This is a genomic window from Archangium sp., assembly GCF_057119385.1.
This window is the reverse complement of sequence record NZ_DBNGVP010000136.1, coordinates 53,782-77,389: the sequence shown is the minus strand read 5'-3', so window position 1 is coordinate 77,389 and position 23,608 is coordinate 53,782. Positions and strand designations below refer to the sequence as shown.

19 protein-coding genes are annotated in these 23,608 nt (G+C 70.1%); 12 read left to right on the top strand and 7 right to left on the bottom strand.

Annotated features, from left to right (window positions below):
• Positions 1-14 precede the first annotated feature (14 nt).
• Together AC16DP_RS33435 and AC16DP_RS33430 are read left to right on the top strand one after the other, a co-directional pair.
• Positions 15-656, top strand: coding sequence for a zinc ribbon domain-containing protein (locus AC16DP_RS33435; RefSeq protein WP_329727856.1), 642 nt, complete (start codon positions 15-17; stop codon positions 654-656).
• A 107-nt stretch (positions 657-763) separates the two neighbouring features.
• Positions 764-907 (top strand): hypothetical protein, encoded by a 144-nt coding sequence (locus AC16DP_RS33430; RefSeq protein ID WP_329727855.1) that lies wholly within the window; start codon positions 764-766, stop codon positions 905-907.
• A gap of 6 nt (positions 908-913) precedes the next feature.
• Here the strand turns inward: AC16DP_RS33430 and AC16DP_RS33425 are convergent, their stop codons facing one another.
• On the bottom strand, positions 914-1,495 hold the full coding sequence (locus AC16DP_RS33425; RefSeq protein ID WP_329727854.1) for a hypothetical protein: 582 nt from the start codon (positions 1,493-1,495) through the stop codon (positions 914-916).
• Between the two features lie 218 nt (positions 1,496-1,713).
• Between AC16DP_RS33425 and AC16DP_RS33420 the strand changes: the two genes are divergently transcribed.
• Both AC16DP_RS33420 and AC16DP_RS33415 read left to right on the top strand, forming a co-directional pair.
• Entirely contained in the window at positions 1,714-2,388 is a 675-nt protein-coding gene (locus tag AC16DP_RS33420; RefSeq protein ID WP_329727853.1) for a TVP38/TMEM64 family protein, read from the top strand.
• 93 nt (positions 2,389-2,481) lie between these two features.
• A complete protein-coding gene (locus tag AC16DP_RS33415) occupies positions 2,482-5,214 on the top strand; it encodes a two-component regulator propeller domain-containing protein (RefSeq protein ID WP_329727852.1) in 2,733 nt (910 codons plus the stop codon).
• Here AC16DP_RS33415 and AC16DP_RS33410 read toward each other — a convergent pair.
• Positions 5,175-5,921, bottom strand: a complete 747-nt coding sequence (locus AC16DP_RS33410; RefSeq protein WP_329727851.1) for an AraC family transcriptional regulator — start codon at positions 5,919-5,921, stop codon at positions 5,175-5,177. The two genes, AC16DP_RS33415 and AC16DP_RS33410, sit on opposite strands and share 40 nt — an antisense overlap.
• 60 nt (positions 5,922-5,981) lie before the next feature.
• Between AC16DP_RS33410 and AC16DP_RS33405 the strand changes: the two genes are divergently transcribed.
• Positions 5,982-7,157, top strand: coding sequence for a cytochrome P450 (locus tag AC16DP_RS33405; RefSeq protein WP_329727850.1), 1,176 nt, complete (start codon positions 5,982-5,984; stop codon positions 7,155-7,157).
• A gap of 109 nt (positions 7,158-7,266) precedes the next feature.
• Here AC16DP_RS33405 and AC16DP_RS33400 read toward each other — a convergent pair whose 3' ends face one another.
• Positions 7,267-9,573, bottom strand: coding sequence for a nitric-oxide reductase large subunit (locus AC16DP_RS33400; protein WP_329727849.1), 2,307 nt, complete (start codon positions 9,571-9,573; stop codon positions 7,267-7,269).
• Between the two features lie 295 nt (positions 9,574-9,868).
• Here AC16DP_RS33400 and AC16DP_RS33395 point away from each other — a divergent pair, with 295 nt between their 5' ends.
• Positions 9,869-10,876 carry a glutamine amidotransferase-related protein gene (locus tag AC16DP_RS33395; RefSeq protein ID WP_329727848.1) on the top strand — a complete coding sequence of 336 codons (1,008 nt, stop codon included), beginning with the start codon at positions 9,869-9,871 and terminating at the stop codon, positions 10,874-10,876.
• Between the two features lie 20 nt (positions 10,877-10,896).
• Here the strand turns inward: AC16DP_RS33395 and AC16DP_RS33390 are convergent, their stop codons facing one another.
• Entirely contained in the window at positions 10,897-12,150 is a 1,254-nt protein-coding gene (locus AC16DP_RS33390) for an AAA family ATPase (protein WP_329727847.1), read from the bottom strand.
• Positions 12,151-12,394: 244 nt separating this feature from the next.
• On the opposite strand from AC16DP_RS33390, the gene AC16DP_RS33385 reads away from it, so the two are divergent.
• From AC16DP_RS33385 to AC16DP_RS33365, 5 genes are all read left to right on the top strand, one after another.
• A complete protein-coding gene (locus tag AC16DP_RS33385; protein ID WP_329727846.1) occupies positions 12,395-13,009 on the top strand; it encodes an MXAN_6652 family MXYO-CTERM-anchored protein in 615 nt (204 codons plus the stop codon).
• Between the two features lie 106 nt (positions 13,010-13,115).
• The gene (locus tag AC16DP_RS33380) at positions 13,116-14,126 is read left to right on the top strand and encodes a hypothetical protein (RefSeq protein WP_329727845.1); all 1,011 of its coding nucleotides are present in this window, start codon (positions 13,116-13,118) and stop codon (positions 14,124-14,126) included.
• Between the two features lie 28 nt (positions 14,127-14,154).
• Positions 14,155-15,951, top strand: coding sequence for a hypothetical protein (locus tag AC16DP_RS33375; protein WP_329727844.1), 1,797 nt, complete (start codon positions 14,155-14,157; stop codon positions 15,949-15,951).
• Positions 15,952-15,968: 17 nt separating this feature from the next.
• Positions 15,969-17,381, top strand: a complete 1,413-nt coding sequence (locus tag AC16DP_RS33370; protein ID WP_329727843.1) for a DUF1501 domain-containing protein — start codon at positions 15,969-15,971, stop codon at positions 17,379-17,381.
• Positions 17,378-18,763, top strand: coding sequence for a hypothetical protein (locus tag AC16DP_RS33365; protein WP_329727842.1), 1,386 nt, complete (start codon positions 17,378-17,380; stop codon positions 18,761-18,763). Before AC16DP_RS33370 ends, AC16DP_RS33365 begins: the two co-directional genes overlap by 4 nt.
• Before the next feature lie 18 nt (positions 18,764-18,781).
• On the opposite strand, the gene AC16DP_RS33360 is transcribed toward AC16DP_RS33365, so the two are convergent.
• Genes AC16DP_RS33360 through AC16DP_RS33350 form a run of 3 tightly spaced genes read right to left on the bottom strand, consistent with a single transcriptional unit; the run spans position 18,782 to position 22,459 of the window.
• On the bottom strand, positions 18,782-19,585 hold the full coding sequence (locus AC16DP_RS33360; RefSeq protein ID WP_329727841.1) for a hypothetical protein: 804 nt from the start codon (positions 19,583-19,585) through the stop codon (positions 18,782-18,784).
• Positions 19,586-19,614: 29 nt separating this feature from the next.
• A complete protein-coding gene (locus AC16DP_RS33355; protein WP_329727840.1) occupies positions 19,615-21,600 on the bottom strand; it encodes a M1 family metallopeptidase in 1,986 nt (661 codons plus the stop codon).
• Between the two features lie 58 nt (positions 21,601-21,658).
• Complete coding sequence (locus AC16DP_RS33350; RefSeq protein WP_329727839.1) at positions 21,659-22,459, bottom strand: hypothetical protein; 801 nt, start codon at positions 22,457-22,459, stop codon at positions 21,659-21,661.
• 352 nt (positions 22,460-22,811) lie between these two features.
• Here AC16DP_RS33350 and AC16DP_RS33345 point away from each other — a divergent pair, with 352 nt between their 5' ends.
• Complete coding sequence (locus AC16DP_RS33345; RefSeq protein ID WP_329727838.1) at positions 22,812-23,486, top strand: hypothetical protein; 675 nt, start codon at positions 22,812-22,814, stop codon at positions 23,484-23,486.
• Positions 23,487-23,608 lie beyond the last annotated feature (122 nt).

Here is a 23,608-nt window from a genome sequence, read left to right as displayed (position 1 = left end):
TAGCGTTGCGGGTGATGATCCAGTTCACCCGCAACTACACCGATCGCTCGAACGAATACGGCTTCCAGTTCGAGTTCCATTGCGACAAGTGCCGCAACGGGCACATGTCGCCCTTCATCGCCAACAAGATGGGGCTGGCGGCGGGCTTCCTGAAGGCGGCGGGCTCCCTCTTCGGGGGCACGCTGTCGCGGGCGGCCTACGCGGGCGACCACGTGAAGGACGCCCTGCGCGGGAGCGCCTGGGACGACGCCTACGCCGAGGCGGTGGAGGAGGGGAAGAAGCACTTCAAGCACTGCACCCGCTGTGGCCAGTGGGTGTGCCCGCAGGCGTGCTGGAACGAGTCGCGGGGCCTGTGCGAGTCGTGCGCGCCGGACCTCCAGGAGGAGGCCGCGCACATCCAGGCCAAGGTGTCCGTGGAGCAGGCCTGGGACAAGGCACGCAAGGTGGACCAGGTGGAGTCGCTGGACATGAAGGCCCACCGCACGGCGGCGGCCTCGGCCTGCCCCCACTGCAACGCCCGCGTCGAGGGAGGCAGGTTCTGCTCCGAATGCGGCAAGCCACTGGCCGCGGCCAAGGTGCACTGCACCCAGTGCGGCACGGAGATGAAGCCCACCGCGCGCTTCTGCGGCGAGTGTGGCACGCCCCGGGGCGGCTGAGCCGTCCGTCGTCATGGCGCAACCATGACGAAAGGACCGAGGGGCCGTGGAGCAATGGAGAGGGGACGTCCCTAGGCTGACGTCCCCTCTCAACGACTGGACTCCCCATGTCGAATCCCCTCCGCGTGGAGAAGGGCGTGGCGAGCCTCGTCCTCCACGACGCCCAGGGCACTCCGCAGCTGCGGCTCGAGGTCGACAAGGACGGCAAGACGCGCGTCGAAGGCGTGACGCCCGCTCCCTCGAGCCGGTAGCGCGGCTCAGTCCTCGCTCTTCGGAACCCGGGGTTGGTTCAGCAGGGGCTGCTCCTCGGGCTCCCGGGCCGACCCGGGGTTGCGCACCTCCACGAGCAGGGCCACGGGCTCACCCTCGGCCATCTCATACGTGGCGCGCACCTCGCCGCCCTCGCGAATCTCCGCCGCGGTGGCCGGCCGGCCATCCACGCGCACCTCGGTTCCCGAGATGATGAGCATCCGCACGTCCTGTCCCTCCGGCGCGGACAGCACGTGCAGCTGGTTGCCGGTGACGGCCAGCACCTCCCCCGAGACCTGCCGGGGTTGCGTGGGGCTCGCCGGGGTGTCGTCCGGCGGCCGTGGGGCCGGCGGCTCGGTGGGCCGCGGTGCCTCGGCCCTCGGGGGAGGTGGCTCGCGCCGGGGCGGTGCGGCCGGAGCCGGAGGCGGGGGCGTGGGCCGGCTCTCGCTCGTGCTGCCGGGCTCCGAATGCATGGGCGCCGACGCCGTCTCCCGCTCCCGTTCCCCCTCTCGCGCCTCGCGCTTCTCGCAGCCGGCCGCCAGGAGGAGCATCGCCACTCCCGCCATCAGACCGCTCGTCCTGGGTCGCATGCCGCCTCCCGTGCCCCTCGGGCCTCGTCCGTCTCGTCTGTCTAATGATGGGGCGGCGTCTTCCCGGCACCCACCGGGCCGGAGCCGGGGAGTCCGGCCGCATGGCTCCTCCGCGAGGGCCCTGGAGAGCGCTCGATGATGGGGCGCGGGCCGCCTCCCACTTGACTATTGTTCGAGTCTCACGCCCCTTTCCCGAGGGCTGGATGCGACGGAGCACGATGACGCCGAGCCAACTGGAGCTGCCTTCCGTGGAGTGGAAGCGGATCCTCCTGCTGCTGCTCCTGCTCGGCGGGATGGTGCTGCTCGCCTCCTCCGACGCGTTCCAGTCCGCCCTGTCCTGGCTGCTCGCGAAGGCCGGGCCCGCCATCGAGGCGCATCCCTTCTGGGGCGCGGCGCTCTTCATCCTCCTGTCCGCGTTCTCGGCCATGCTGGCCTTCTTCAGCAGCGCGGTGCTCATCCCCGTGGCCATCCACACCTGGGGCGAGGCCGTGTGCGTGCTCCTGTTGTGGTGCGGGTGGATGCTCGGCGGCGCGGGCGCCTATGTCATCGCCCGCGTCTGGGGACGGCCCGTCATCCGCCGGCTCGTGTCCGCGGAGCTGCTCGGCCGCTACGAGGAGCGCATCTCCCAGCACAGCTCCTTTGGTCTGGTGCTCCTCTTCCAGCTGGCCGTCCCCTCCGAGATTCCCGGCTACGTGCTCGGGCTGGCGCGCTACGGGCTGCGCAGGTACCTGCGGGTCCTGGCCGTCGCCGAGCTGCCGTACGCGGTGGGCACCGTCTACGTCGGCTCCAGTCTCCTCGCGCAGCGCTCCCTGGTGCTCCTGGCCCTGGGGACGCTCGGCATCCTCTTCAGCGCGTGGACCCTGCACGCCCTGCGCAAGCGGCTCGGCCCGTAGCCCGGCTCCCTGGCGCCGGTCCGAGCCGCCAGGGGCTTCGCGCTGCTTTTCCCCGGAGGGGCTCCCCCGCTACCGTTGGAGGAGGGACACCCGATGGCGGACAGCCTGGTGAGCGCGCTGCTCGAGGACGCCGAGGGCGACCTGTGGATTGGCACGGAGGCCCGGGGACTGCACCGGCTCCAGGACGCGCCCTTCACCACCCATGGCCGCCCCGAGGGCCTGGCGCACGAGATGGTGCTGGCCATCCACGAGGCCCGTGACGGCAGCCTCTGGTTCGGCACCGTGGGAGGCGGGGTCAGCCGCATGCAGCGGGACGGGCAGGTGACGTCGTGGAGCATGGCCGACGGGCTCATCCTGGACCGCGTCCGCTCCATCGCCGAGACGCCGGACGGCGTCCTCTGGTTCGGCACGCGCGTGGGCATCAGCCGCTGGAGCGGGGGCCGGTTCACCTCGTTCGGCGCCGCCCAGGGGCTGACGGACCCGAGGGCCTTCCTGCTGGCCGTGGACGCCGCCGGCACGCTCTGGGTGGGCACCCCGACGGGGCTCTTCCGGTGGAACGGCGCGCGCTTCGAGCCCTTCACGCCCCAGGGAGGGCTGCCCGGCCAGGAGCCCACCCTGCTGCTGCCGAGCGCCGCGGGCGGCCTCTGGGTGGGCACGCGAAACGGAGGCCTGGCCCACGTGCTCGAGGGCCGGAGCACCCCGTGGGTGCCCGAGGCCGCGCCGTTGGACGGCAAGGTGCTGGCGCTCCACGAGGAGCCGGACGGCACGCTCTGGATTGGCACGGGCGAGGGCATCTTCCGGTGGAAGAAGGGGGGGCTCCACCGCTTCAGCCGGGACGAGGGGCTGTTCGACGAGCGCGCCTTCCAGCTGCTCGCCGATGGACGGGGCTACCTGTGGGCCAGCGGGAACAAGGGCATCTTCCGCATGTCCCTGTCGGAGCTGGAGGAGGTGGCCGAGGGCAGGAGGGCTCGCATCACCTCCCGGGCCTACGGGGTGGAGGATGGGATGCGCTCGGAGGAGTGCAACAGCCTGGGCTCCCCGGCGGGCGTGCGCACGCGGGATGGCCGGCTGTGGTTCCCCACCATCCGCGGGGCCGTGGTCTACACCCCGCAGCACGAGCAGGCGCACATGGTGTCACCGCCCGCGCTCATCGAGGAGCTCCGGGTGGATGGCCACCCGATGCCACGCTCCGATTGGGAGCGGCTCCTGGTGGGGGATGGACGGCTCGAGCTCCATTTCACGGCCACGGGCCTGCGCGCTCCCCGGCGGCTGCGCTTCCGCTACCAGTTGGAGGGCATCGACCCGGAGCCCGTGGAGGCCGGGGCGCAGCGCGTGGCCTCCTATACCCGTCTGCCCCCCGGGCACTACCGCTTCCGCGTGGAGTCGCAGTACGCGGACGGCGGCGCGGCTCCTCCGGTGGAGGTGGCGCTCTTCCTGCGTCCCCGCTTCCACCAGACGCTCACGTTCCGCATGGGGTGCGTGCTGGCCGCCGTGCTGGCGGTGGCCGGTGGGGTGTGGCTGCGCCTGCGGGCCGGGCGCCTGCGCGAGCGCGAGCTGCGGGCCCATGTGGACCTGCGCACCGCGGAGCTGGCCACCCTCAACGCGGACCTGGAGGCCCGTCTCCAGGAGCTGCAGGCCACCCGCGAGCGGCTCGTCCACGCCGAGAAGATGGCGGCGGTGGGCACGCTGGCCGCTGGCGTCGGACACGAGCTCAACAACCCGCTGGCCTTCGTCATCTCCAACGTCCACTACGCCGCCGCGGAGGTGCGGGACGTGGCGGAGCGCGGAGAGGAGCGCGAGCGCTGGGAGGAAGTGGGGCAGGCGCTCTCCGAGGCCCTCCAGGGCGCGGAGCGGATGCGCCGCATCATCCAGGACCTGAAGACGTTCTCCCGGGTGCAGCCGCACCGCGAGCAGCAGCGGGTGGACCTGCACGCGGTGCTGGACCTGGCGCTGTCCATCTCCGCCGCGGAGATGCGCCACCGCGCCCGGGTGGTGAAGGCGTATGGCCCGGTGCCGGCCGTGCTCGGGGACGAGACGCGGCTGGGCCAGGTGTTCCTCAACCTGCTCATCAACGCCGCCCAGGCCCTTCCCGAGGGCCACGCCGGCCAGCACGAGATTCGCGTCTCCACGCGCCAGGACGGGCAGGGCGGGGTCGTGGTGGCGGTGAGCGACACCGGCGAGGGCATCACGCCGGATGTGCTCTCCCGCATCTTCGAGCCCTTCTTCACCACCAAGCCGGTGGGGGTGGGCACGGGCCTGGGGCTGTCCATCTGCCACAGCTACGTGCAGGCCATGGGCGGAGACATCCGCGTGCGCAGCGAGGTGGGGCGGGGCACCACGTTCGAGGTGGTGCTGCGCTCCGCCGAGGAGGAGGCCATCGCGCAGCCCACCGCGCGGGCCTCCACTTCCGGGGAGAAGGGCCCTCGCGGCCGGCTGATGGTCATCGACGACGAGCCGCTGCTGCTCGCCTCCCTGACGCGGACGCTGGCGCCCGAGCACGAGGTGGAGGCCTTCGGCGGCGCGCGGGCGGCGCTGGAGCGGCTGCGGGCCGGGGAGCGCTACTCGCTCATCCTGTGTGACGTGATGATGCCGGAGATGACGGGCGTGGAGCTGTACGAGACGCTGGTGCGCGAGGTGCCCGGGCAGGCCGGGCGCCTGGTGTTCCTCACCGGGGGCGCCTTCAGCGAGGCGGCGCGCTCACACCTGGAGACCACGCGGCGGCCCTGCCTGGAGAAACCCTTCGAGCCGGAGGCCCTGCGCGCGCGCATCCACGCGCTGCTGGAGGCTCAGGAGAGCAGCCCGCTGCGCAAGGCCGTCGGCGAGTAGCCGAGCATCCGGCGGCACGTGCGTGAGAAGTGGGCGAGGTCGGCGAAGCCCGCGAGGTGGGCCGCGCTCGTCGCATCGAGGCGCGCGGACGCCGCCACCGCGACGAGCAGCCGGCGCCAGAGCTGGAAGGTGCGGAGGGGCACGCCCACGTCGCGGACGAACAGCGCCCGCAGGTGCGCCGGGGACAGCCGCGTGCGCGCGACGGCGAGACGCCAGTCGGCCCCCGGTGTCCGCAGGGCCTCGAGGACCCGGGCGATACGGGCGTCCGGCTCGGCGCGCGGTGCCTCCTGGGAGAGCCAGTTTGCGTACTCGCGCGCGAGGCCGGCGAGGACCTCGGGCCGGGACAGGGACGCGCGGTGCGCGGTGAGGGCCGCTCCGAGCCGCTCCCCGAGCCGGCCCTCGAGCGGGAAGGCCCCGCCACGCCCGCGTGAGTAGCTCGCCACGTGGGCGGCCAGCTCCGGGTCGTACAGGAGCCCGAGCGTGGGTCCGGGGCTGGCCACGGCGTGCAGCTGATGCGGGGGCACCACCACCACCCGCCCGCGCACGCTCGCCCGGCCCGGCTCCCTCACGGTCACCTCTCCATCCAGTCCGACGAGCAGCGCCGCGCCGTGCTGCGCGTGGAGCGTCGACTCCGTCGCCGTCGAGGCCCGCACCGCGAACGCTTCCGTGATGACCGCTCCGATCCGCGATTCGTTCAAGCGCTCCATGCCTCGCCCACCCTACCGTATCCCGCCGTTCCTCGATTCCGGGCCTGGAGGCCGTGAGCGATGCTGAACCTTTTCTCCGACGAGGTGCGCCGCAATCCCTATCCCGCCTACGAGCAGCTTCGGAGCCGCTCTCCCGTGCTGCATGAGCCGCACTCGGGCCTGTGGATCGTCTTCGACTACGAGGGCGTGAAGCGCGCGCTCCAGGACCACGAGGCGTTCAGCTCCATCGTCGCGCCCCCGTCCGCCATGACCTCGCAGTGGCTCGTCTTCATGGATCCTCCGCGCCACTCGAAGTTGCGCGCCCTCATCCTGCGCGCCTTCACCCCCCGGGCCGTGGCGAACCTGGAGCCTCGCATCCGGGCGCTGTCCCACGAGCTGCTGGACCAGACGATTCGACGCGGGGAGATGGACCTGGCCGCGGACTTCTCCATCCCGCTTCCCCTGAGGGTGATCGCCGAGATGCTCGGGGTGCCCACCGCCGACCAGCCCCGCTTCAAGCGCTGGAGCGACGTGATGATGGCGCTCGGCTACGCCGTCGCGGGCAGCGAGGAGGCCGCCCGGGTGCAGCGGGAGTTCTCCGAGGTGACCGGGGAGATGCGCCTCTACGTCCGGGACCTGGCCGCGCGGCGGCGGACGGCGCCGAGGGATGACCTGTTGACCCGGCTCGTCGAGGCCGAGGTGGAGGGCGAGCGGCTGACGGAGGATGAGCTCCTGGGCTTCGTCCAGCTCCTGCTCTCGGCCGGCCACGAGACGACCACCAACCTGCTCAACAACGCGCTGCTGTGCTTCCTCGAGCACCCGGAGCAGCTGGCCCGGCTGAAGGCGGAGCCCGCGCTGCTGCCCTCGGCCATCGAGGAGGTCCTGCGCTACCGCTCCCCCGTCCAGGCGATGTTCCGCGTGACCCGGACCGAGGTCTCCCTGCTCGGCCAGGTGATTCCCCCCGGGAAGATGGTGCTGGCGATGATCGGCTCCGCGAACCGCGACCCCCGGAAGTTCCAGGACCCGGACCGGTTCGATATCTCGCGCGAGCCCAATCCGCACATCGCCTTCGGGCACGGCATCCACTTCTGCATCGGGGCTCCGCTTTCGCGCCTGGAGGCCCGGGTTGGACTCTCCGTCCTGCTGGCGCGGATGCGGGACTTCTCGCTCGCGGGTGAATCGCCCTGGGAGCCTCGCAGGGCGATTCATGTCCACGGGCCAACCCGGTTGCCCATCCGATTCACTTCGGGGACGTAGCGGGGGCAACCCGGGAACCTCGATACCCTCACCCCGTCCCTCTCCCGGAGGGAGAGGGGATATTGGGCGTGGATTGGGCTTGGGGGTGATGGGGTTGGGGTGATGGGGCTCAGCGGCGCTGGACGACCGCGTGGGCCGGGGCCGCCGCTCCCAGACGCTCGGGCCGGGGCTCGGGCTTCGTCCGGGGCTCTTCCACCCGCTCCAGCGACCAGCCCGTCTTCAGGCCCACCACGAACCACGCGAGCAGCACCGCCCCCACCGCGAAGAGCACGTCCCCGGGCACCCGCAGCCACCGCAGCGTGTCCATCAGCGGTGTCTGCATGAACTCCGCGCTGCGCGCCCACCACGTGCCCTGCTCGATGGCCGCCTTCGTCTGCAACACGCCGATGGGCAACAGCGACAGCACCACCATCAGCACCAGCCCCGCGTTGATGCTCCAGAAGGCCCACGCCAGCGGCTGCGTCTTCCACTTCGCGTCCGGCTGCATCATCCGGAACGAGAAGAGCATCAGCGCGATCCCCAGCATGCCGTACACCCCGAAGAGCGCCGTGTGGCCGTGCAGCGGCGTCAGGTTGAGCCCCTGCATGTAGTAGAGCGCGATCGGCGGGTTGATGAGGAAGCCGAACAGGCCCGCGCCCACCAGGTTCCAGAACGCCACCCCGATGAAGAACAGGATGGGCCAGCGGTACTGCTCCATCCACCCCGGCAGCTTCGACAGGCGGAGGTGGCCCCACACCTCACGGCCCACCAGCACCAGCGGCACCACCTCCAGCGCGCTGAACGTCGCGCCCAGCGCCATCGCCGAAGCCGGCGTCCCCGAGAAGTACAGGTGGTGGAACGTGCCGATGATGCCGCTGCTCAGGAAGATGAGGGTGGTGAAGAGCACCGCCGGCACCGCCGCCTTCGGCGACAGCACCCCCAGCCGCGTGAAGAGGAACGCCATCACCACCGTGGCGAACACCTCGAAGAAGCCCTCCACCCACAGGTGCACCACCCACCAGCGCCAGTACTCCACCATGCCCATGTGGCTGCGCTGCCCGTACATCAGCCCCGCCCCGTAGAAGGACGCGATGGCCAGCGACGAGATGACGAAGAGCACCAGCAGCGGCCGGCCCTCGCTCGGCTTCTTCAGCGCCGGCCACACCGCCCGCGCCGTCAGGAACAGCCACACGAACAGGCCCACGAAGAGGAAGATCTGCCAGAAGCGGCCCAGGTCCACGTACTCCCAACCCTGGTGGCCGAACCAGTACCAGGAGTCCCCGCTGCCCATCCGCTGCTGCACCGAGGCCCACTGCCCGAAGAGCGCTCCCACCACGATGATGAGCAGGCACACGAAGAGGAAGTTGACGCCCGCCCGCTGGTACTTCGGCTCCACCCCGCTCACCGCCGGGCCCACGAAGAGGCCCGTGGCCAGCCACGCCGTCGCAATCCAGAAGATGCCCAGCTGCGTGTGCCAGCTGCGCGTCACCGCGTAGGGCAGGTACTTCGCCAGCGGCACGCCGTAGAAGCCCGCGCCCTCCACCCCGAAGTGCGCCGTCACTCCGCCCAGCCCCACCTGCGCCAGGAAGAGCGCCACCACCACCAGGAAGTACTTGCCCGTGGCCCGCTGGCTCGGGGTGAGCTGCATCCCGGAGAACGGATCCTTCTCGGGCGGCGCCAGCTCCTCGTCCTCCTTCTTGCCGCTCAGGTACCAGACGAGCCCTCCCACTCCGGCGATCAACAGCACCACCGAGGCCAGGCTCCACATCAACACGCCCGAGGCGGGCCGGTTGCCCACCAGCGGCTCGTGCGGCCAGTTCTGCGTGTAGCTGACGGTGTCCCCGGGCCGGTTCGTCGACGTCACCCAGCTCGTCCACCAGAAGAAGGCGCCCAGGTCCTTCAGCTTCTGGGCATCCGTGAGCGCGCCCTGGGGAATGGCGTAGGCCGAGCGGCCCTGGGAGAACACGTCCGCGTAGTAGTCGGCGTTGGCGCGCATCGCGTCGGCGCGCACCGGGTCCAACGTCACCGTGCCCGTGCTCGCGTCATACGTGTTGGTGCGCATCATCGCGGCGAGCCGCTCGCGCAGCGCCGCCTGCCGCTCGGCCGGGGACAGGGCATAGGAGGCGCGGCTCTCCTCGCGGGCCCAGGTGTCCAGCACGAAGGTGGCCTCGCGGTGCAGCCAGTCCGCGCTCCAGTCCGGCGCCACGTACGCGCCGTGGCCCCACACCGAGCCCACCTGCTGCCCGCCAATGGACTGCCACACGTTCTGTCCACGCATGATGGACTCGCCCGTGAGCAGCACCGTGCCGTCCTGCGTCATCACCTTGTCGGGGATGGGCGGCAGCGTGCGCGAGATGCGGACTCCCTGGCCACCCAGCACCAGGAACGAGACCAGGACGACAGCGCCAAGGCCGAGCCAGAGCTTTCGGTGTTGCATGACCGCGTGCTCCTGATGGGGAAGGAATGGGGCGGATGGGGTCCTCCCAGAGCAAGCCCCGTTCCACCCCGTCTCCCCTCGGGCCCACGCGCTCCGTGCACGCAACCGGTGCGTCCGGCAGCAAGGTGTGTGCAAAATGTGCATTCAACGTGCAGGGTTATGGGGGTCCGCGCCACACGTCCGTGAAACCCCCGGCACCCGGCACTGTCACCCAGACGATGGAGCGCGGGACCGGAGTTCCGCGGGGACGCCTCTGGACCCTGCACCGTGTCAGTCGCGTGCCAATGTTCCCGGCATGAACGCGCCTTCCCCGTCCCCCCGAACCGCCGTCGTCCTCCTCCATGACGAAGAGGACGGTCCCGGGCAGCTCGGCCCCGCGTTGCGGCGCGCGGGCTTCTCCCTGGATGTCCGCACGAGAGAGCCGCACCCGGAGGACACGGAGGCGGACCTGGTGGTGGTGATGGGGAAGTCGCTGGGCCACCCGGAGGGGGAGCCCCCCGCCGTGTGGGAGGAGGAGCGGCGCTTGCTGGCGCGCCGGTTGGAGGCGGGCCGGCCGAGCCTGGGCATCGGACGGGGTGCGCGGTTGCTCGCCGCCGCCGCCGGGGCCCGCGTCCACCCGGGCGAGAAGGGCGCGGTGCTGGGCGTGCACCCGGTGTCCCTGACGATGGAGGGGCAGGCGGACCCGCTGTTCGCCGGCTTCGAGGAGTTCTTCGACGTCCTGCACTGGCAGGGGGACTCCATCGAGCCCATCCCCGGAGCGCAGGAGCTGGTCTCCACGGCGCGCTACCCGCACCAGGCGTTCCGCGTGGGCAGGTCCTATGGCGTGCGCTTCCATCCCGAGGTGGATGGGGGGGTGTTCGAGCGCTGGGTGAGCGGCTCGCAAGCGGATGTGGCCCGCGTGGGGCTGACCGCCGAGGAGCTGCTGAAGCGGGAGGGGCCCCGGGTGGCGCGGGTGCGGCAACACGCGATGCTGCTGCTGGAGCGGCTGGCCACCTTCTTCGCGCGGCAGGTGGGGGCGGGAGGCGGGGAGCGCTACCTGTTCACCGTGGATGCCATCCAACGGCTGGCGGGCCGGGGCGTGCTGCTCTCGCCCGGCATTCCCCGGCGCGCGCCCATCGTGCGGGTGGGGCAGACGCTCTCGCTCAAGCGGCCGGATGGCTCACGTGTGGAGGGCACCGTGCGCGGCATGGCCAGCTTCGGGGATACCGGGTCGGCCATCCCCCTGCTGGTGCTGCTGGACTCGCCCGACGCGGAGGTTCCGCCCGGCTCGGAGGCCCTCACCACCGAGCCCCTGACGGTATAGAAGGGCGGGCTCGTGCGGGCCTACTTCCGCTTCGTCCGGGCCGCCGTCCTGGGGGCGCGCGCCTTCTCCGGCGCGGGCTGCTTCTTGCGGGGCGCGGGGCTCCGGCTGCCACGCAGGGGCTTGCCCTTCTTGTCGAAGAACACGTCGAACAGCTCACTGCCCGTGAGCCACGAGGGCGAGGCGGGCGCCGGGGCCACGTCGACGTGGCCGTCATCGTCCTGGCGCAGCACCAGCACCTCTTCCTGCTCCAGCCCCGGCAGGAGCATCGCCGAGTGCGTGGTGGCGATGAACTGGAGCCGGGGGAAGATCTTCTTCAGCGCGGGAACGAGCGCTGTCTGCCAGCGCGGGTGCAGGTGCAGGTCCAGCTCGTCCACGAGCACCAGCCCTTCCATCTTCTCGGGCGCCACGGGCTTGCCCGCCTCGAGCAGGATGTGGCCGAGCAGATCCGCCAGCCAGGCGATGGAGCTCTGGTACCCGTGCGACAGCCACGTGGCGGGAACCTGGATGCGCTGGCCTCCCATCTCCAGCTCGAAGCGGTGGGCCTCCAGCATGTCCTGCCGCGTGCGCACGATGCCCTGGCTCTTCAGCTCCAGGCCCACCAGGCCCGGCAGCAGGTTGCCCTCCAGCAGCACCTGCCGCAGCACCCGCGAGTACGCCTTCGCCTGCGCCGGCTCGAAGACGTCCGCGAAGCCGGTGGCGATGAGGCTGCCCTGGTCGAAGAGGTTCGCCATCCGCTGCTTGATGGGATCCGACAGGCCCTCGCCCTGGATGGCATTGGGGCGGGGCAGCGCCCGCGCCACGCCGTAGCCCGCGACGAACCACCCCGGCAGCTGCGTGCGGCGCGCCTCGCGGATGGGATCGAAGACGCGCGTGTGCTCCACGCCCACGTACCTCGAGTTGCCCACCAGCTCGCGCCAGGTGTTCTTGGCCGCCACCGAGCTGCGCACATAGGGCGGCAGCGAGTGCTTCTTCTCCAGGCCCGGGTAGTCGCGCGCCTTGTGGCCCTCCGTGCCGAAGGTGAACTCGGCGCCGATGAGCATCAGCTCGCTGGAGGGCAGCCGCCGGTCCGGCAGCGAGGTGACATCCGCCAGCTCGCTGCCCAGCGAGGAGCCGCTCGCGGCGAGGGCGATGGCCTGGAGCACGGCCGTCTTGCACAGCCCATTCTCCCCGACGAAGACCGTCCAGGGCCGGATCTCCCCGTCCGAGCGGGTGAAGGAGATGGCGACGTCCCTCAGGAGCTTGAGGTTCTGGATCGTGAGGCTGCGCAGGTACATGCGGAGGGCCAACGGAAACGAGGTAGGGCCGCACCATATCCTCACCCGGCCCCCTTGTGGGCATTCGTGAGATGTTGGAGCCCCGGGGGCAGCAGGCGCCGGATGTAGGGAACTCTTACGGCCATACGGCTCTTCTCCGGCCATACGGTCCGTGCAGGGGTGACGCCTCCGTGAAGTGTCAGGGGACCATGGGAAGGACGGGGCGAAGCGAGTTAAAAAGAGAACCCCCACTCATGGAGGTTGTATGAAGTTCCCCTCGTACGCCGCTGCTGGAGTCCTCTCGGCGTGCCTGCTGTCCGCCCCCGCCTTCGCCTATTCCGCCGGCATGACCGGCAACTCGGGCAAGTCCGCCGCGACGTGCTCCACCTGCCACGCGGGCGGTTCGGCGCCCACGGTCACGCTCACCGGCCCCTCGTCGCTCGCCGCAGGCGCGACGGGTCAGTACACGCTCACCATCACCGGCGGCCCTGGCCTGAAGGGCGGTATGAACGTGGCCGTGGACAACACGGCGGCGTCGCTCGAGCCCGGCACGGGCACGGGCATCAAGAAGGTGAGCAACGAGCTCACCCACAACGCCCCCAAGCCCGCCGCCAGCGGTGCGATCACCTTCAACTTCTCGCTGGTGGCGCCCCCCTCGGCCGGCACCGTGAGGATCTTCGCCGCCGGCAACTCGGTCAACGGTGACAACAACTCCACCGGAGACGCTTCCGCGACGGCGACGCTGCCCGTGACCGTCACCGGCAACAACGAGCCGCAGGAGGAGGAGAAGGGTGGTTGCTCCTCCGCCGGTGGTGCTCCGGTGCTGGCGTTCGCGCTGACCACCGGCCTGGCGCTGCTGCGCCGCCGCCGCCGTAGCTGAGCCCACCGTTGTTGCGTCCCTCCTCCCGTGTCCGGCTGGGGCCCGGGAGGAGGGCAGTCCCCCTGTCGTCCCCCCGCCGTCGTCTCTCCTGCTCCCGAGTCCCCCCGTGCTGCCCTCCCTCCGCTCGCGCAACATGTTCCAGCCGCTGTCTCGCGTCTGCTGCGGCCTGCTCTCCGCGCTGTTGGTGCTCTCCGCTCCGGCGGCCGAGGCCGCTCCCAAGAAGAAGTCCGCGAAGTCGTCCCGGACGAGCGCCTCCAAGCCCGCCGCCGCGGAGCCGGCCGCTCAGCCCGCCGCCGCCGAGCCCGCTGCCGCCGAGCCCGCCCCCGCCGCCGAGGTGAAGGCGGCTCCCGCGGCCCCCGTGGAGACGAAGGCCGCCGAGGAGCCTCCCCGGCCCGCCCGCGAGTCCAAGCAGGTGGCGGAAGCCCGGCCCGCTCCGGCGCAGAAGGCCGCGGCGTCCCGCTCCGCCGCCAAGGAGACTTCCAAGGAGGCCCCCCTCGTCTCGGGCCCCATGCGCATCGGCGTGAGCCCCGACCTCTACCTGGAAGGGGCGCGGATGACGGGTGTGCAGTACATCAACACCGCGCGCCTGGATGAGTCCTTCGACTACTCGGCGGGCTTCCTGTCCATCACGGCCTGGCTGAGCGCTCCCGTGTCCTCGGTGAGCGAGCGGCTGCGGTTGGGCGCGGGCGTGCGCGTCTTCGGCAACTACGCTGCGTCCGGAGGCCAGCAGTTCGGCTTCGGCATCTACAACGAGGCGTTCGTCTCCGGTGAGTACGGCCTGCCCGTCGCCGACAAGACGGAGGTCGTCTTCGCCGGCCGCGCGGGCCTCTCCCTCCTCATCCCCGGCCTCGAGTTCGCCGAGACGATCAACCGGCTCCAGACGCAGGGCGTGTCCGTGTGGAGCGTGCCGCGCGTGGGCTGGCTGCTGGGGCCGTCCGTGGGCGCGCGGCGGCGCATGTCCGACAGCATCTGGCTGCGCGCGGATCTGCTCGGACAGATTGGCCAGCAGTACCTCTTCGCCACGAGCCAGGAGATCTCCGGCTTCAACTACTCCAAGACCTGGAGCACCCTGGGCCTGCGCCTGGGGCTGTCGCTCGGAGCTGAATTCTCCCTCTGAAGCACCCTCTTTTCGCAGGGAGTCGTGCATGACTGTCTCTCGGACGCTCTTTCTTTCCGTCCTCACCCTGGTGGCCGCGTGTCAGCCCACCTACACCTTCGAGCCGGAGCAGGTGGCCCTGGGCCCCGGTGGCATGGTGGGCAACGGCGACCCCATCACCTCGGGCAACTTCACGGGAGGGGATGACACCCTGCCCGCGGCGCGCGCGGTGGGCTCGCTGCCCAACGAGACGCGCCCGCCCGACTGCAACGCGGACTGCGTGGCGTACTGCAACGGGGCGGCGCTCCAGAACCCCGTCAACCGCGGGCTGTGCCGCAGCCTCTGGGGCGTGGGCCTGTCCAACCGCCCCATCGTGCACGCCGAGGCGTGCCGCCGGCTCTTCGTGGACATGCTGGGCCGCGTGCCCGGCGCCGACGAGGCCGAGGCCACGTGCTCGGACGGGTGGGGCGCCACGGTGAAGCGGCTGATGGACATGGACGAGTTCATCCTCGTCCAGCAGCGCCGCGCCGCGGACCGCTTCCTCTACAGCAACGAGGTGACGAGCCTCCAGGCCATCTACGACATGGACCGCCTGGTGGAGAAGCTCTTCCGCGGGAAGGTGCCGTATGACCTGTTCGCCGCGGTGGTGAGCGCCCATCCCGTGCTGACCCGCCGCTACGCGGACCCGGGGGACAAGGCGGAGGCGCTCTTCAACCAGTTCCTCGGCCGCCCGCCCTTCGAGCACGAGCGCGCGGACATGTCGCGCCTCTACAAGCTGTGGCACTCGGGCTACTACGACCATCCGCAGATGGGCCTGCGCCTGCCGGACGCCTTCATCCGCTTCCGCTGCCTGGATGACACCGGGCAGGTGGACGAGGTGTCGCGCGGCGAGTGCGCCAGCGTGCTGTGGGGCTACAACGAGCTCATCTTCACCCCGGACCTGCGCGCCGCGCGCGACCCGGCACTGCGCGAGTCCACGATGTGGAGCGGCCTGCTCAAGCCCGAGGAGTGGGCGAAGCTGCAGACGCCGGGCCGCATCCTCGCGCGCGACATGGCCTTCTGGGAGCGCGCGGTGGACGAGGTGCTCCTGCAGTACCTGGGCTATGAGCTGTCCGCGCGCGTGCCCGAGGTGCGCGAGGAGCTGGTGCGCTGGCTGCTGGCGAACGACGGCGACATCCGCTCGGTGCACTACGCGGTGGCCACCTCCGCCGCCTACCTCCAGTCCGCCGAGGGCGCCTCGGCCTCCGGCTACCGGTGGACCTATGGCCCCCTCAAGCAGGTGGACGCCGAGGTGTGGATCGACTCCATGGCGCACAACACCGGCTACACGCTGCCCGGGTGCGATCACCGCATCAGCCAGCCCGAGGCCCTGCTGGAGTCGGGCAGTGTCGCCAGCTTCAGCGTGCTGCAGGAGTCGCGCTGGAAGCTGGACGACAAGGGCGAGCTGGACGAGCGCTACTCGGGCCTGGCGCGCACCCTGGGCGGCTGCCCGGAGAACGTGGTGGGCGGGCGCTTCCGCGTGGTGAGCATCCTCACCACCGCCACCCAGCTGTCCTTCGTACAGGAGCTGTGCAACCCCACCCTGGACCCCAAGGTGAAGGGGGCCGCGGTGGAGAAGCTGCTGCCCGAGGGGGTGAGCCCCAGCCGCGCGGTGGACCCGGCCCTGGCCGAGCAGATCGCCACCCACCAGTACCGGTTGCTGCTCGGCCGCTCGCCGGATGCCACCGAGAAGGCCGAGGCCCGCGAGGCGGGCACCGCGTGTGCCCAGACCCTCTGCAAGGCCGAGGAGTTCGCCCGTCCCTACTGCTTCGCGCTGCTCAGCAGCGCCGAGCGTGTCTTCTACTAGCCCCGGAGCCCCTTCCCATGTCCGACTCCGATGACAAGAAGTCCGTCACGTTTGGCCGCCGCCGCCTGTTGCAGGGGCTGGGCGCGGGTACCGCCGCGCTGGCCTTCCCCCACCTGTGGCTGCCGGGAGAGGCCCGTGCGCAGACGCCCGGGCACGGCAGCATCCGCCACCTCATCTACATCCGCCTGTCCGGCGGTTTCCGCTTCACCACCGCCTTCAACAGCGACGTGGCCGACGAGTTCAACCCCTTCGGCCTCTCGGACAAGCGCGCGCCCGGCACCGAGTGGGGCGCGGGCAAGCTGCTGGAGCGCGCCACGTGGTTGGAGGGCGAGGACGCCAAGCCCCAGCGCGATATGGGGATGAAGCCCGTCAACGAATTCACCCACGAGATGTGCGTGCTGCCGTGCGTGGACCACGAGCCCTTCTCGGCGCGCGCGGATGGTGGCCATGGCACGGGCCTGGAGCGCTTCCTCACGGGCTACGTGGGCGGGGCCACCGGCTTCCTCACGCTCGTCAACTACGGGGTGCGCGAGCGCGTGAAGGAGGCAGCCTCCCGCGGCATCACCCTGCTGCCGGCCTTCAGCATGGGCGAGGCCGGCATGGCCACGGGCGCGGGCGAGTACGCCACCTACCGGCCACCGGTGCTGGAGGGCAGCGGCTTCGAGCGCTTCAGCGTGGACCCGGACTCGACGCTGCCGGCGTGGGCCAGGCCGCTTCCCGGCAAGATGGACGCCCGCTTCCACGCGCGGCTGCACACGGCGCTGCGCGGCGGCGTGGAGACGTACCAGCAGACGCGCAAGGCCACGAGCGACTACGGGAAGATCTTCCGCGATCCGCTGCTGCGGGTGAACACCGACTCGCAGGAGCAGGTGGACGGCATCAGCAACCGCGAGCTGCGCACGCTGCTGGGCACGGACACCACGGGCCAGCGGGCGGCGCTCGCGCTGCGCCTCTTCCACTTCGGCTGCCCGGCGGTGTTCCTCAACCAGGGCGGCTACGACTTCCACTCGCGCGAGGACATGGAGCTGCCGGGCGAGATGGACGCGGCCAACCGGCTGGTGAGCGGCCTGCGCACGGCCCTCCAGAAGATGCAGCACCCCGAGGGCGGGACGTACTGGGACAAGACGCTGGTGGTGCTCGGCAGCGAGTTCGGCCGCACCACGGGCGGCAGCCGCTACAACTCCGCCAACGGCAGTGACCATGGCAGCGACCTGGCCACCCGGTGGATGTCCATGCCCTTCATGGGCGGCGTCATCACCGCCGCCGGCAAGGGCGGCAAGAGCCTCGGCTCGGTGAACCGCTCCAACCTCAAGGCCACCGGCCAGGTGTACTCGTACCGTTCCGTGCTCAAGACGATGTTGGACCTGCTCGGTGCCGACCACCAGGGCATCTTCCCCGCCGACGCCCCCATCCAGGACTTCTTCGCATGAAGCGCTCTCTTCTCGCCGTCTCCCTTGGCGCCCTGGCGCTGGCCTGCGGCCCCACCAACCCCAACCCGGGCGACCCGGGCACCATCCCGTTCGACCCGAAGCGCCCCACGTCGGCCGGTACCTCGGATGTGACGGCGTACACGGGCTCGGACGTGGATGTGCTGGGGGCCCAGCTCATCTACCCCACGGGGATTGATCTGCACCGCAAGCTGGTGATGCGCACCTGCAGCGGCACCAACGGCGTGTGCCACAACCAGAAGGAGTACCCGGACCTGCACACGCCGGCCACCTTCGTGGCCTCCATCAACGCTCCGTGCAACGTGCAGTCGGGAACCGCGACGGGCGTGTTCGACCGGTGCGAGCGCCTGGGAGACCGCTTCCGCTTCACCGAGCCGGCCTTCAAGGAGGTGGAGATCGGCTGGTTCGAGCTCGTCCGCGGAGAGACGCCGGAGCTGGACCCGAGGGGGACGCGGCCGGACGAGTCCACGCCGGGCCTGCACCTGCACCTGCATGACCCCGTGCCCGTGACCAGTGAGCGCATCAACGCCACGGGCACGTTCATCCGCAACTTCATCAACGACCAGGGTGACGTGCAGGAGCTGGCCTTCGCCAGCTACGAGACGCGGTGGTGGGTGCTCGGTGACCGGCGGCACCTCTTCGCCGAGGTGCGCGAGAACCAGCGCGACACGGTGGAAGGCCTGGTGGCGAGCGGCATCGTCCAGGGAGACCAGAACCGCAACGGCACGTATGGGGCGCGCATCGTGGGCAACACGGTGCCGCTCATCAAGCCGGGCAAGCCCGAGGAGAGCTACCTGGTGGCGCGCCTGCGCGGGTACATGAAGAGGGGCGGGGAGCAGGAGCCGGTGCCCGGCACGCGCATGCCGCTGGCCAACCAGCCGCCCAACGTGCAGGACATGCTGGCGCTGATGTGCTTCATCGAGGGGCTCGACCCGAACGCCACGCAGTGGAGCCTGAGCTCGGCCATCGACTACAACAAGTGCTCGTACTCGGCGAACCCGTCGGCCCTGAGCCTGGCGGGCTCCGGAGACACGTGGAGCGCGCGCGTGCTGCCCATCCTCCAGTCCAACTGCGGTGGCTGCCACGGTGGCGAGAACCCGCAGGGCGGGCTGAACCTGCTCGGCACCTCGCGCGAGGTGTACCAGCGCCTGGTGCTCAAGCCCTCCGTGCAGAAGCCCACGATGAACCTCATCCAGCCGGGCAGCCTGGACAAGAGCTACCTGGTGCTCAAGCTCACGGGTGACGGCAGCATCGTGGGGAGCCGCATGCCCATCAACCCGCTCAACGGCAACTCGCCGCTGCCCGAGGCGGAGCGCCAGTCCATCGAGAACTGGGTGTTCCTCTCCGGCGCCGTGGAGAACTGAAGTGAGAGAGGGCCGGGGTCATCCCCCGGCCCTTCGCTTCTTCTCCTCCTCCCATTCACTCAACGCGGAGGCCACGGGGTGAAGCGTATGGCGCTTCAGTCTCTTGTGGTGCACCGCGAGGTGGCTCTCCCCTGCGATGGAAACGAAGCCAAAGGGAGACATCGGGTGGTTCGAGAGCCAGGCCGCTGCGTCCTCGCGGCTCTCGAAGGCTGGCACCGCGGGTGGGATTCCTCGCGCGGTGAGCGCTTCGAGATAGGGCTCGATGACGTAATCGCGAGTGATGGCGCGGGTGTCGTCTTCGCGAGAGCTCCAGAGCCAGTGGTACGCGTCGCCGATGATGATTCGGGCAGGGCTCGGCGGCTCCGCGAGTCCCTTCAGCCAGGTTTCCGCTTCATCGCGGGTCGCGAAGCACGCCATGGCGAGCGGGGCATACTCCAGCCGGTTCTTGACATAGTCGTCGAATGCATCGGCCTGTCCCGTGTCGGCGATGAAGTCGAGGAGGCCGATGAGAACGAGTACGGGCTGCCTCTGTCCAGGCTCGGCCGTTTTGTCCCACACCTTCAGGAGAAGCTCCATCGCTTGTCGCGCGCTCCCCTTCGTGCGCGCATGCAGAGCGGCGCTTGGGCTGGGACGAGTGGTGGGAGGGAGCCCCTCGAGATGTTCTTCGAACCGATAGACCTGACCTGTTTCCCGGATGAAGGATGGAAGCTCGTAAAGGTAGTCCCAGAGTTCCTTTTCCTCTGCTCGACCCCTGGTCCTGGCAGCCCTCCATCGGGGCGAGGTGAATTGCGATGCGTCCGCGAGGAACTCTTCGGTTTTCACGGGGTCCGCCATCTCCGGCCCATGCCCAGCTACGGGACGAGCTCGACGAGCAGGTCCCGGGTGAACGGCTGGCTCATCGTGGTGGGCGCTCGGGTGCACGGGATGTCCACCGTGGACTCGAGCGCGCCCCCGGTGAAGGTCACCTCGCCGGTGCAGGAGGCCGTCGCCGCATCCGCGTCGTCGAAGACGTACTTCAGTGCCAGGGGCCCGCTGAAGGTGTAGCTGCCGTACCGCGCCACATCCTGGGTCTGCCGGACCGTGAGGCGGATGACCCGGCGGGCGCTGTCGTAGCTCCACGTGCTCGCGAGCTTCGGCCAGCCCCTGCCGTACACCCACTCCTTGAAGAAGGGAGTGAAGTCCACCGCGCTCTCGGCGTTGAGCATGGAGATCAGCTGGGTGGTGCTGTACGGCTTGAAGCGCGTGGCCGTGTAGAACTTCTTCATGAACGCGGCGAAGGCGGACTCACCGAGCTGGAGGCGGATCATTTGCCAGACCCAGGGCCCCTTGACGTAGGGCGCTCCGAAGGAGGCCTTGGTGGTCTCGCCAGGGACCTCCTCGGGCTGGCGTGACCAGCGGAGCGCGTCGTCATCGTAGCGGGCGGGCGCCTTGAAGATCGCCGCCTTCATCCGGTCCAGCTCCGCCTGGAACGCGCTCCGGCCCCCGAGCACCCCGAGCGCCTCGGCGGTGTAGAAGGACGCGAGGCTCTCGTTGAGCCAGAACTCCTCCCAGCTCGCCTGGTGGGCGCTGTCCCCCCACCAGTGGTGCAGCATCTCGTGGATGACGAGCTTGTTCCCGTGGCCCTCCTCATCAGGGCCCTCGGTGCGGGTGTCGGCGATGGACACCACCGTGGCGTGCTCCATGCCGCCGAGAGCCGAGGGCACCTGCATCATCGCGTAGCGCTCGAAGGGGAAGGGCCCGAGCGCCTCGTTGAGGTACTTCATGGCTCCGAGCGTTCCGGTCCACCACAGCGGGGGAACCGCGCGCTCCGCGGCCACCGGGTACATGTACGCGTCCACCTGGACACCCTCCACGTTGCCGAGCGGGACGCGGGTGTAGTCCGAGGCGATGAAGTTCAGGGCATAGGTGGGCACCGGCTGGCGCAGGAGGAAAGTGCGGCGCTGGGGCGTGCCCTCGGACTCCTGGACGAGCACGCCGTTGGCCTGGACGGGGTGGCCGTTGTCGATGCTGACGCGGGCGATGGCGCGAGCGATGTCGCGAGGATGGTCATGGCTGGGCAGCCAGCGGCGCGTGTGGTTGGGCCATCCAAAGGTCTGCACGAGCGAATGCCCCAGCTTGCCCTCCCGCCTCATGAGGCCCGTGAAGTAGAGGTCGTGCTTCCTGTCGGAGATGGGGTTGAGCGGCCCGTGGTAGGCGACCGTGAGGACCTCGGAGGCGTTGGCCTCGAGCGGAGTCCCGAGCGTCACGGTGAGGGTGCCCGCGGTGGAGTCCTGGGTGAAGGCCAGCGCTGCGCCGGAGCGGCTCTTCACCGAGGTGACCGTGTACGGCGTGTACGGGGCCGAGCCTCCCTTGACGGGGACCTCCACCGTCTTGCCCACGTCGAGGGTGAGGGTGCCCGTGCCGCCGCGCGTGGCCACGAGGAAGATGCTCACCTGGCCGGTGAAGGTGCTCGCGGCGGTGTCCACGTGCAGCGTGTAGTCGTAGAGCTGGACGTCATAGGCCAACGCGGTGTCGATGGAGGCCTCGCGGCAGTAGCCGGTGGGGGCGTCGCAGACCTGGTTCTCCCAGCACAGGCCGGGCACCGCGTTGCAGTCGAGCTTCTGGGCGGCCACGCACGCCCCGGTGCCCTGGTTGCAGAGCATCCCCGGGCCGCAGGCCTCGGCGAGGTTCTCCCGGCAGTCCATCAGACACTGGCCGCTGGCGGCGCAGGAGGTGCCTGGGCCGCAGATGGACTCGGAGTGCCGACAGCCGGAGGTGGCCTCGTCGGACCTCGTGCTTCGATGACAACCGGCGAGCAGCAGCAAACCACCCAGCAGCAGGCAGAGGCGTCCTCTCATGCGTTGTTCCGCTCCAGGAAGGGGAGCGCACCATAGCGCATGCCGCTGGGGACTCCGGTCACGGTTGTACGGAGTGCGGCTCGCGTCGCTTCTTCTCGTGGGATTTCGCCGAGACCGGCATGTAGCACTTGCCCTGGTATTCGGCCTGGTTCTCGAAGCAGGGAGGGCGCTTCTCGAGTGCCACCCAGCATCCACCGTTGATCTCCACCTCGCCCGACTTGGGGAAGCAGGGAACCTTGGCCTGGTCACTGAAAGGCCTGGCGGGCAGCGGATAGGTGATGGCCGGCACGTCCGAGGGGTCGAGGTCCACCAGCGTGGGCGCCTGGGGGTCGGTCATGGCCAATGCGCCGGCACCGGTGTTGCCCCGCGCCTTGCCATCAGACCCTGTGGAATCCCCCCCGAGACGTGACCAGAGGAGCCCTCCGAGGATGAGGGCGGCGAGGCCCGCGAGCAGGGGTCCGCGGGGTGAGCGCAACAGCCGCTTCATGCGCCCCACCCATCGCTTCCAGGTGCTCACCGCGCCGCCCGTGAGATGGGCTCGGGCCTCTTCGTTCTTCTCCAGCCGCTCCACGGCGGAGGTGAGGAGGTCGAGCATGTTGGACAACTCTGGAAGCCGGCCCGAGGCGGGCGCCTGCTCTACCTCCAGCGCGAAATAGGGAGGCTCGGCCTGTGAGGTGGCGCGGACGCGCCAGGACTCCAGGTCCGCGTTGTCCGAGGGCATGACGACCAGGGCCGCGTTGCCCGTGTCGACATCATGCGCCGCGTAGAGCCGGCCCAGGTCCGTTCCCACATTCTTGTACCGTTTGCCGAGGTGGAACGGTCCCAGGCGTCCGCCCTTCCAGGTCTTCTTTTCAGCCACGCGTGGACTCCTCCGTCATCCCGCCGTTGTACCTCCCTGGGGCGCGGAGGGGGAGGTCGCTTCGTTTCACTTGTCACCGGTGACAAGTGGAATGCGCCTGCCTCGTTTCACTTGTCACCGGTGACAAGTGGAATGCACCCGCTCCGTTTCACTTGTCACCGGTGACAAGTGGAATGAGAGGAGTCCCGTCTCGTGGACGGTTTTCTCCGGGAACTGGGACTCTCGTATGAGGACCGCTCACGCAAGTAGGCGAATTCCTGGAGCCATTCCCCTGGCCCGGAAAGTGCCATGTGTCCGGCCTGCCGTGGTGAACCGCGGCGTCTTCACCTCTTCTCCATTTTTGGGGGGAATCATGGGAACGAACGCAAGCAGCAATCTCCTGACGTTGACGCTCGAGCAGGCGCGGGATGCCATCCTCACGCACCTGAAGGAGGGGAACGCCGGGCACTACAACATCGGCCGCCTCTACAACTACGTCGTGGACAACAAGCTGGCGGAGCAGAAGAAGTACGAGAGTGCCCTGGCGTACTTCAACGAGCACATCCAGGAGCTCTCGCAGTCCACCCTGTCCCGCTACGGCGCCGTGGCCCGGGAGTTCACCGAGGAGGCGTGCAGGACGCACGGCGTGATGAAGCTCTACACGCTGCGCTCCTACGCGAAGGATGCCAACATCCAGCCCACGGCGGGAGACCCGGGCCTCACGCCCATCGAGGTGCCCCGGGAGGGCGGGAAGGTGGAGCGGAAGTCCTTCGCCGATTGCAGCCTGGAGGAGATGAGGCAGGCGGCGAAGCACAAGCGCAAGCCGTCCCGGGCCACCATGCCCGCCACGGATGCGGCCCGCCTCGAGTTCCTGCGTGACAGCTTCTCACGGCATTTCGCCCAGGGGGGCCGAGTGCAGCTCAAGACGAGCATCCAGGGAGGCGAGACGCTCCTCACCATCCAGGGCGTGCCACTGGCGCAGGTGGAGCGGCTCATGGAAGCGCTCCTGGATGGCTTCCAGCCTCAGCCCGTGCGCTCCGTGGCGTGAGGAGAGGTTGCTCGCCCCGTCCTCGTGCTCGGGGCGGAGGCCGGTGCTGACCAGGCCTGGGCTCCGGGATTCTCCTGGAGCCCACGCTGTTGAGTCGCCCCATCGGCATCCAGCTCGTATCG